7 protein-coding genes are annotated in these 8,593 nt (G+C 32.8%); all 7 read left to right on the forward strand.

All coding sequences use genetic code 11. The annotated features are described in order from the left end of the window. Positions 1-7: 7 nt before the first annotated feature. Positions 8-1,399 (forward strand): flagellar hook-associated protein FlgK, encoded by a 1,392-nt coding sequence (gene flgK / locus C3E90_RS04160; RefSeq protein WP_236914385.1) that lies wholly within the window; start codon positions 8-10, stop codon positions 1,397-1,399. A 4-nt stretch (positions 1,400-1,403) separates the two neighbouring features. Next, positions 1,404-2,366, forward strand: coding sequence for a flagellar hook-associated protein FlgL (gene flgL, locus C3E90_RS04165; RefSeq protein ID WP_236914386.1), 963 nt, complete (start codon positions 1,404-1,406; stop codon positions 2,364-2,366). Positions 2,367-2,538: 172 nt separating this feature from the next. Then, a complete protein-coding gene (fliW, locus tag C3E90_RS04170) occupies positions 2,539-2,988 on the forward strand; it encodes a flagellar assembly protein FliW (RefSeq protein WP_236914388.1) in 450 nt (149 codons plus the stop codon). Between the two features lie 2 nt (positions 2,989-2,990). Further along, positions 2,991-3,221, forward strand: a complete 231-nt coding sequence (csrA, locus tag C3E90_RS04175; RefSeq protein ID WP_236914391.1) for a carbon storage regulator CsrA — start codon at positions 2,991-2,993, stop codon at positions 3,219-3,221. Between the two features lie 16 nt (positions 3,222-3,237). Continuing rightward, positions 3,238-4,800 carry a response regulator gene (locus C3E90_RS04180; RefSeq protein ID WP_236914393.1) on the forward strand — a complete coding sequence of 521 codons (1,563 nt, stop codon included), beginning with the start codon at positions 3,238-3,240 and terminating at the stop codon, positions 4,798-4,800. Between the two features lie 181 nt (positions 4,801-4,981). Beyond that, positions 4,982-6,013: a flagellin N-terminal helical domain-containing protein gene (locus C3E90_RS04185; protein ID WP_236914395.1), complete on the forward strand. Its 1,032-nt coding sequence runs from the start codon at positions 4,982-4,984 to the stop codon at positions 6,011-6,013. A gap of 489 nt (positions 6,014-6,502) precedes the next feature. Then, positions 6,503-8,362 carry a motility associated factor glycosyltransferase family protein gene (locus tag C3E90_RS04190; RefSeq protein ID WP_236914396.1) on the forward strand — a complete coding sequence of 620 codons (1,860 nt, stop codon included), beginning with the start codon at positions 6,503-6,505 and terminating at the stop codon, positions 8,360-8,362. Positions 8,363-8,593 lie beyond the last annotated feature (231 nt).

Genomic DNA, 8,593 nt, shown 5'->3' on the forward strand with positions numbered 1-8,593 from the left:
AGTAAATATGCATTTTGGCTTCAATACTGCTGTACAAGCCTTATTATCAAGTCAAAGGTCTTTATATATAACTAACCATAATATAAGCAACTTAGATACTGAAGGTTATTCAAGACAACAGGGAGCCCAAAGGGCTACTACCCCTTACCACCTGCCAGGAATAGGTTTTTTAGGTACAGGGACTGAAATATATGATGTAGCTAGGGTAAGGGATTCCTATGTGGATTTTAAATATTGGAATGAAAATGCTCCTAGAGGAGAATGGATAATTAAAAGAGACACTCTATCTGAAATAGAAAAACTATTTGGAGAACCTTCAAAGAGTAGTTTTAGGCAATATTTAGATGATTTTTATACAGCATTAGATAATATGAGCAAAAATCCTTCCGATTTTTCCTTTAGAGAACCTGTTAAGGAGAACGCTATTGCCTTTACAAAACATATTAACGAAGCAGCAGCAAGATTAACAGAACTAAAGAAAGAAACGGAGGTTTCCATAGATACTAAAATAAAAAAGATAAACAGTATAGCATCCCAAATAGCCTCTTTAAATAGGCAAATCTACTCCGATGAATTAGATGGTAGAAAAGCCAATGATTTAAGGGATAGAAGGGATTTGTTGGTAGATGAACTATCGGAAATAATAAATGTAAAAGTAGATGAATCCAAGGATGGAAAGTATAGAGTAAATATTAGTGGAGTATCCATAGTAGACCATTTGGATGTAAACCTTATAAAACTGGATACTGATGACTTAGATAATAAAATTGTAAAGTGGAATAATGACAGTATGATAAACTTAAGGTCAGGTGAATTAAAAGGATTATTGGATTTATATAATGGAGACGGAAAAGGTAATAGCTATAGGGGAATACCCTATTATCAGAGAAAGCTAAAGGATTTTGCTAAAGATTTTGCAGAAACTTTTAACAAACAGCATGGAGAGGGATATGGACTGAATGGGAACAATGGAATGGAATTTTTCCATATATCTGATGGAGATAATCCAGCAGCAACAATAACTTTATCTGACGATATTTTAAAGGACTTAAAAAACATAGCAGCTGCAGGAGAATCACCTGGCAATGCAGAAGATAATAGAAATCTATTAAAGCTAATAGCTTTGAGAGATATAGAAGCCTCAGACGATTTTATTAAATCCATAATATCCAACTTGGCAGTAGACAGTATGCAAAGTCAAAGAATGTACGAAACTCAGAACATAATCCTTAAGAATATAGAAACAAAAAGAAACTCCATATCAGGAGTATCCTATGACGAAGAAATGGCAGATATGGTAAAATTCCAACACACCTATATAGCTTCAGCACGAATGATAACTACCATGGATACGATTTTAGATGTGACTATAAATAGGTTAGGACTAGTAGGAAGGTGATAAAATGAGAGTTACAAACAATATGCTCATAAACAACATGGTATATAATCTAAATCAAAATCTAAAAAAATTGGAAAAGCTTCAATACCAACAATCAACAGGGAAAAAATTTAGAGTACCATCAGATGACCCAATAGGCACAAGTAAATCCTTAAAATTTAATACGGATATATCCAAATTAGAACAATATGAGAGAAATGCCAAAGATGCCATGTCCTGGATGACGGATACAGAAGCAGCCCTAGGAGAAATAGTGGAGGTGTTACACCGAGCTAACGAACTAACGGTAGATGCAGCCAATGGTACTAAAACTACAGAAGATTTAAATAAGATAAAAGAAGAAATAGACCAACTAAAACACCATCTAGTCCAAATTGCCAATACTACCTATGCAGGTAGGCATATATTCAGTGGATATAAGACGGATATGCCCTTGTTGAATGAAGATGGGACATACAATGATGGTTTTACCACAGACCTACCATTGAAAAATGATGAAATATTTACCTATAATGTAGGAGTGTCAGAGGAAGTTCAAGTTAATATTGTAGGGATTAAGGTATTTGGTGTAGCAGGTACAGGCGCCGATTACGATCCTTATAAGGTGGATAGTGCTAATGGAACAAGCAAATCTCACTTAATCCAAGTATTCGAGGAATTATCAGCTGCTCTCACCAGTGGAACAGAACCCGATAAAATCCAAGAAGCTTTAGGCAATATTCAATCTAGCATGGAACAAGTTTTATCCGTCCGTGCCGAAGTAGGAGCTAAGATGAATAGGCTTGAATTAACGGAAAAGAAGCTGGCAGTCCAAATAGACAGTGTAAAAGAACTTCTATCCTATAATGAAGATGTGGATATGGCAGAAATATTCATGCATATTAATATGGCTGAAAATGTATACGTATCCAGTCTAATGACAGGAGCAAAAATCATCCAACCTACTTTGGTAGAATTCTTAAGATAGATAGGGCGTATGCTTGAGGCTTACTCCAATTGTGAACTTTGAATGTTGAATTGGAATGTTGAATTGTCATCCTAAGCTTAGCGAAGGATCTTGTCTTTAACAAAAACAAATGAACCGTTGGGGCGACCTTTGGTCGCCTGTAACCTATGCAAAGAAAGAGGGGAAAAACAAAATGAAACTACATACAAAAAACTTTGGAGAAATAGAAATAGATGAACAAAAGATTATCCGTTTTCCAGAAGGGATATTGGGTTTTGAAGAAGAAAGGCAATTTGTAATAATAAACAACCAAGATGAAGAAAATCCATTTCACTGGCTTCAGTCTGTAACTAACCCTAATTTAACTTTTGTAATAATAAATCCTTTCTTCGCCTATCCTAACTACGACATAATAATACCAGAAACAGCCCAAGAGAAATTAAAAATTAAGGATGAAAAGGATGTAATGGTATATTCCATTGTTGTAGTACCAGAAGATATGGGGAAAATGACTGCCAACCTCCTAGGCCCAATAATAATAAACGTCAATGAGAAATTAGGAAAGCAAGTAATCCTTGATGATAATAGATACACAACTAAGCATTATATATTCAAGCAAAGCACAGAAGATAGGGGTGTATAATTATGTTAATACTTACAAGAAAAAAAGATGAGTCCATCATAATTGATGGTAATATAGAAGTAAAAATTCTAGGAATTGAAGATGGGAAAGTCCAAATTGGTATAGAAGCCCCTAAAAACATCGATATTTTTCGTAAAGAATTGTATAAATCTATACAAGAAGAAAATATAGAAGCAGCAAATTTAAAATTAGATATAGATAAGATGAATCAATTTTTAAAGGATAAAAAGTAGGATAGGAGGAATTGCCTTGTCAGAAAATGAATGTAGTAATAATGAATATAAGGATCGGAACAAAGATTGTTGGAAAATATTAATAGTCGATGATAACAATTTTGTCCATGTGGTGATAAGAGAAATTTTAAAGGATTTTAAATTTGAAGACAAGCCATTAACTATACTAAATGCAAGCTCTAGTACAGAAGCATTAGAAATTCTATCTAATAATAAAGACATTGCTTTAGTCATAATAGATATATATTTAGGAGAGAAAACATCAGGCCTAAAATTAACGAAGTACATAAGAGAAGTAATAGGCAATTCAGCTTTAAGAATTGTTCTTATGACTGGTTCAGAAAATAGTGGATTACAAAAAGAAGCTGTTTTAAATTATGATATTAATGGATATGAAGAAAAAAAAGATTTATTATCTATGAAATTGCATACTATTGTAATCTCATCCCTTAGGTCCTATAGGGATATTGTACATATTAATAATAACAAGAAGGCTATAGAACAAATAGCAGCTTCCTCCAGTAAATTATTTGAAACAGATTCTATTATACAATTTATTTCATCAACCTTTTGCCATCTAAATAGCCTCATAAACTCCTGTAAGGAAGGAGATAAATGCAAAGCAGATGGTCTAGCTGCTATTAGATCTTTTGATGAAAAATTTTTTGTAACCGTAGCTGGTTTTGGCAAATACCAAAACTCAAAAGGGGAAACAGTAATAGAATCTTTATCAAAAAAGGATTGCAAATTGGTGAAAAAGGCCTATAGTATGAAAGACCATTTAATAACTGAGGATAGGTATATTTCATACTATGATAGTTCTAGTGGTATAGAGGGGATAATATTTATTGAAACAAAAGGTACTATGGCTTATATGGATTTAGAAGTACTGGACATATTTCATAAAAATATATCCGCAGCCTTTGAAAGCCTATGTATAAATAAAGAAATAGAAGAAACCCAAAAGGAAATACTATATATTTTAGGTGAAGTAACAGAAGCCCGTTCAGAAGAAACGGGAAATCACGTAAAGAGAGTTTCTAAATATAGCCAAATACTAGGAGAAAAATATGGACTATCTAAAAGGGAAATTATGCTTATTACCATGGCAGCACCTATCCATGATGTAGGAAAAGTAGGGATTTCCGACAATATATTGATGAAGCCAGGCAAGCTCACCCCAGAAGAATTTGAAATAGTAAAAACCCATACTACCATAGGTTACAATTTACTCAAAGGTTCCAACAGAGAAGTTCTAAAATCCGCAGCCATCATAGCCCATGAACACCACGAACGATACGATGGCAAAGGCTATCCAAGAGGATTAAAAGGAGATAAAATCCATATATTTGGTCGTATCGTAGCAGTAGCTGACGTCTTCGACGCCCTAGGCTCCCCAAGAGTATACAAAAAACCTTGGGTAATAAACGACATCCTAAACTACTTCCAAGAAGAAAGAGGAAAACACTTCGACCCAGTACTGGTAGATATTTTATTTGAGAATTTAGATGAATTTATTGGAGTAAAAGAGAAATACATAGATGAGGCAAAGCCTCAAATGTTGAATTATGAATTGTAAACTACAACCAATTCTGTCATTCTGAACGTAGTGAAGAATCTTAGTTTCAAGTAAAATTACTTTAAAAAGCATTAAAGTAATTGGACAAGTAGTCGATAATAATTATGAGTAACAAAAACCTTTGGCCAAAGGTTAAATTTAGGCATGGATGCCAAATACAAAAATTCAAGGAGGAATAATAATGAGAATCAACAACAACATTATGGCTATGAACACTCATAGACAACTAGGAATCAACAACACAGCAACATCAAAATCATTAGAAAAATTATCATCAGGATTTAGAATCAACAGAGCAGGAGATGACGCAGCAGGATTAGCAATATCAGAAAAGATGAGAGCACAAGTAAGAGGTCTAAATATGGCTTCAAAGAACGCTCAAGATAGTATTTCGCTTATACAAACAGCTGAAGGTGCATTAACAGAGTCACATGCTATTCTTCAAAGAATGAGAGAATTAGCAGTACAATCAGCTAATGATACTAATGTTGAGGTAGATCGTGGAGCACTTCAATCAGAGGTTGATCAATTAGCCCAAGAACTTACAAGGATTGCAGAAACAACTGAATTTAATACACAAAAGCTATTAGATGGTAATTTTGAAGATGGGGTATTTCATATTGGTGCAAATGAAGGACAAAACATTAAGTTAAGTATAGGAGCAATGGATGCAATAGCTTTAAAAGCAGGTCAGGAACTTTATGTTTCTAGTAGTAACTTGACAGTTAGCCAATCAACGGGTGCTACTGTAAAGGCTAAATTTGTTTCAGTGGGAGGCACTATTGGAACTGCTAGTGAAACAGCAAAAGTTGCTGGATATTATGTAGCAAATTCAACAGGGGCCACTGCTACAACTGAATTGTTCCGAGCAATGGATAGTGCACTTACTGCTACAACTGCAATAACATTTGGTATAGATATCAATTCTCAATCTAAAGCAGATGGGGCTATCACAACTATTAATAATGCTTTGGAAACAGTATCAGCTGAAAGATCAAAACTTGGCGCATATCAAAACAGATTAGAACATACAATAAAGAATTTAGATACATCAGCAGAAAACTTACAAGCAGCAGAATCAAGAATCAGAGACGTAGATATGGCAAAAGAAATGATGGAATTCACAAAACAAAACATACTACAACAAGCAGCAACAGCTATGTTGGCTCAAGCAAATTCACTTCCACAAGGAGTACTTCAATTATTAAGATAATATGAGGAATGAATTTACGGGTCCATTAGAGAGTAATTTCTAATCGCAAATTGGGTGAATTGCTGGAACTTCCTAAAGCTCTACTCCCTACAACGTAGTTGGAAACAACAAGCGTGAAAGGTTGAAAAGTAGTAGAGATTAAACAATGGATAATCAGCAGCCGAGCTCCTGTATCGAAAGATTGGAGAAGGTTCAACGACTAGGATGTACCACCTAAGCAAAAAACAATTGCATGGTGATGAAATCCATAGGGGCAGAGGTGGCCTCGAAGTACCCAACAACCATTATATGGTTGAAGATATAGTCTGGCAGATAGTGAAAGCTATTTGATGGTCCGCAAGCAAACCAAGCACCTCAAACAGTGCTTCAATTATTAAGATAATTAAATATAAAAATGTTTAAAAACCGAGGAAAGTTTCCTCGGTTTTTAAACATTTTTGCTAAATAACCGATAATATATATGAAATCATATTATGAAAGGTTGATAAAATGAATGAAGAAATATTAATTAATAATTTAGAGATTCTGAAAGTATTAGGATACGATGATTCAAAAATAGTAAAACCTTTAGAAATAGAAGAAACAAAGGATAGTTTACATACCTATAGATATTCTACCAAGGATAATAAAAGGATATATATTCATAGCAAATACAATATACAAAGAGAAACTGGTATTACATTAGAAGATATTGATTGCAATAAGGATGCTATCTATTTAGTTTATGGATTAGGGCTAGGGTATCACATAAAAGAATTAAAAAATAAAATTAGTAGCAGAAGCTTTATCTTTGTAATAGAAAAAAATTGGGATATTATATCGACTTATTTAAATTATGAAGATTTTTCAGAAATAGCCAATGGAAATATATTTTTCTTTTTTGGAGATGAAGATGAAATATTGACTCGTTTCAATAATAGCATATTTGCTTTTAACACAATGCCTCTTTTAGGAAATTTGACTTACGTTATTTTACCTTCTTATGACAAGATTTATGGGAGATGGATTCATGATATGAATGAAAAATTCATGGACGCAATAGAACATGCATTTTTTATATTAGGAAATGATATGGATGATACTATTATAGGCATAGAAAATAATTTTGAAAATATGAAAGAACTTATAGAAAGTCCTAGTATAGAATACGTTAAGGACAAATATAAAGATATTCCTGCCATTATAGTATCAGCAGGTCCTTCATTAGATAAAAATATCTCTAAGCTGAAAAAATCCGAGGGCAAGGCCCTTATTATTGCAACAGATGCAGTATTAACAACATTGAAAAACAACGATATTGTACCAGATGCGGTCGTTAGTATTGAAAGAGGGATGGCAACATATGAGAAGTTTTATAAAGATAAAGATATTGATAATAGAATAGTTTTTATTGGACCACCCGTAGTTAGAAAAGAAGTATTGAATGCAATGAAGGATAATAAAAAACTACTTTGCTTAAAGCGAGGAGAAAAGATAAATGAATGGATAAATAATGATATTTTAAAGGAAAATAGATTGTTAACAATGGGAACTTCTTGTGCCCATGTGGCATTTGCTTTTTCACAATATGTTGGCGCAAATCCTATTGTATTTATAGGTCAAGATTTATCATATACAGCTGACGGAGTGACGCACTCTAAAGATGTGGAAGTTAGAGATGAAATTAATATTAAAAAGAAGCCAGATGTTGTTTATGTAAAAGGAGTAAACGGGGAAACATTACCTACAAATGCTGCATTTAAGAATTTTTTAACGTGGTATGAAATCCAAGTCGCAGAGGACAATAGCGGAAGAGAATACATAGATGCTACAGAAGGTGGGGCTTTAATAAATGGTACTAAACTTATGACTCTTAGAGAAGTGATAGACAAATATTGTCTTAAAGAAATTTCTAGATTAAATGATATAATACAGGAAGGAAAATTTAATATAGATAAGTATAATATAGCTATAGAAGAAATAGAAAAGTTATTTAAAACATTTGATGAAATTAGAACAGAAGCAGGTCTTCAAATTCTCAGATTAAATAATTTAGAAAAGAAAACTATAAAAGATAAAAAGAAATTAAGCAATAATGATATGGAGAAGATAATGAAGGTATTGAATAAAGCCTCCAAATTAGAAAATTTTATATTAGGTAATGATATAACAAGGACATTTTTTCAAGCCCCATTAATGATGGCAGCCAGTAAAGTAAGGATGTTGGGAAATCAATTAACAAGCGAGACTTTAAAGACGAATGTAACAATTCAAAAAAGGATGGTTGCTTCCATAATTGGTGGATGCTATGCTATACAGCAATCCATTCTTGAAATAGTTAATAATATGAAAGCTGATGTTGAAAATTGATAGTTAACAACTAATCAAAAGATTTCATAGTATTGTTATGCATACTATTAATAAACCTTAAACTGTTAGGATAAAAATACGAAATATAATCGTTAATATTTATTTAATACTGTCGATAATATATGTAGACAATTTGATAGTGTAAAGTAACCTATGAAAAAATAAAATAAAAAAATTAAGCTAAAAAGGACCTAGAAAATTTTAAATATATGGATTAATGGTAGCCATCGC

Origin of the sequence: Clostridium sp. Cult2, from assembly GCF_021655075.1 — a bacterium.
In the GTDB taxonomy this organism is placed as follows: Bacteria; Bacillota; Clostridia; order Tissierellales; family Tepidimicrobiaceae; genus Schnuerera.

What these genes read in the sequence shown, in the direction of transcription:
- flgK (WP_236914385.1), top strand. Translation starts at nt 8, where the DNA reads ATGCATTTTGGCTTCAATACTGCTGTACAAGCCTTATTATCAAGTCAA.
- C3E90_RS04190 (WP_236914396.1), top strand. Translation starts at nt 6,503, where the DNA reads ATGAATGAAGAAATATTAATTAATAATTTAGAGATTCTGAAAGTATTA.
- csrA (WP_236914391.1), top strand. Translation starts at nt 2,991, where the DNA reads ATGTTAATACTTACAAGAAAAAAAGATGAGTCCATCATAATTGATGGT.
- C3E90_RS04185 (WP_236914395.1), top strand. Translation starts at nt 4,982, where the DNA reads ATGAGAATCAACAACAACATTATGGCTATGAACACTCATAGACAACTA.
- flgL (WP_236914386.1), top strand. Translation starts at nt 1,404, where the DNA reads ATGAGAGTTACAAACAATATGCTCATAAACAACATGGTATATAATCTA.
- fliW (WP_236914388.1), top strand. Translation starts at nt 2,539, where the DNA reads ATGAAACTACATACAAAAAACTTTGGAGAAATAGAAATAGATGAACAA.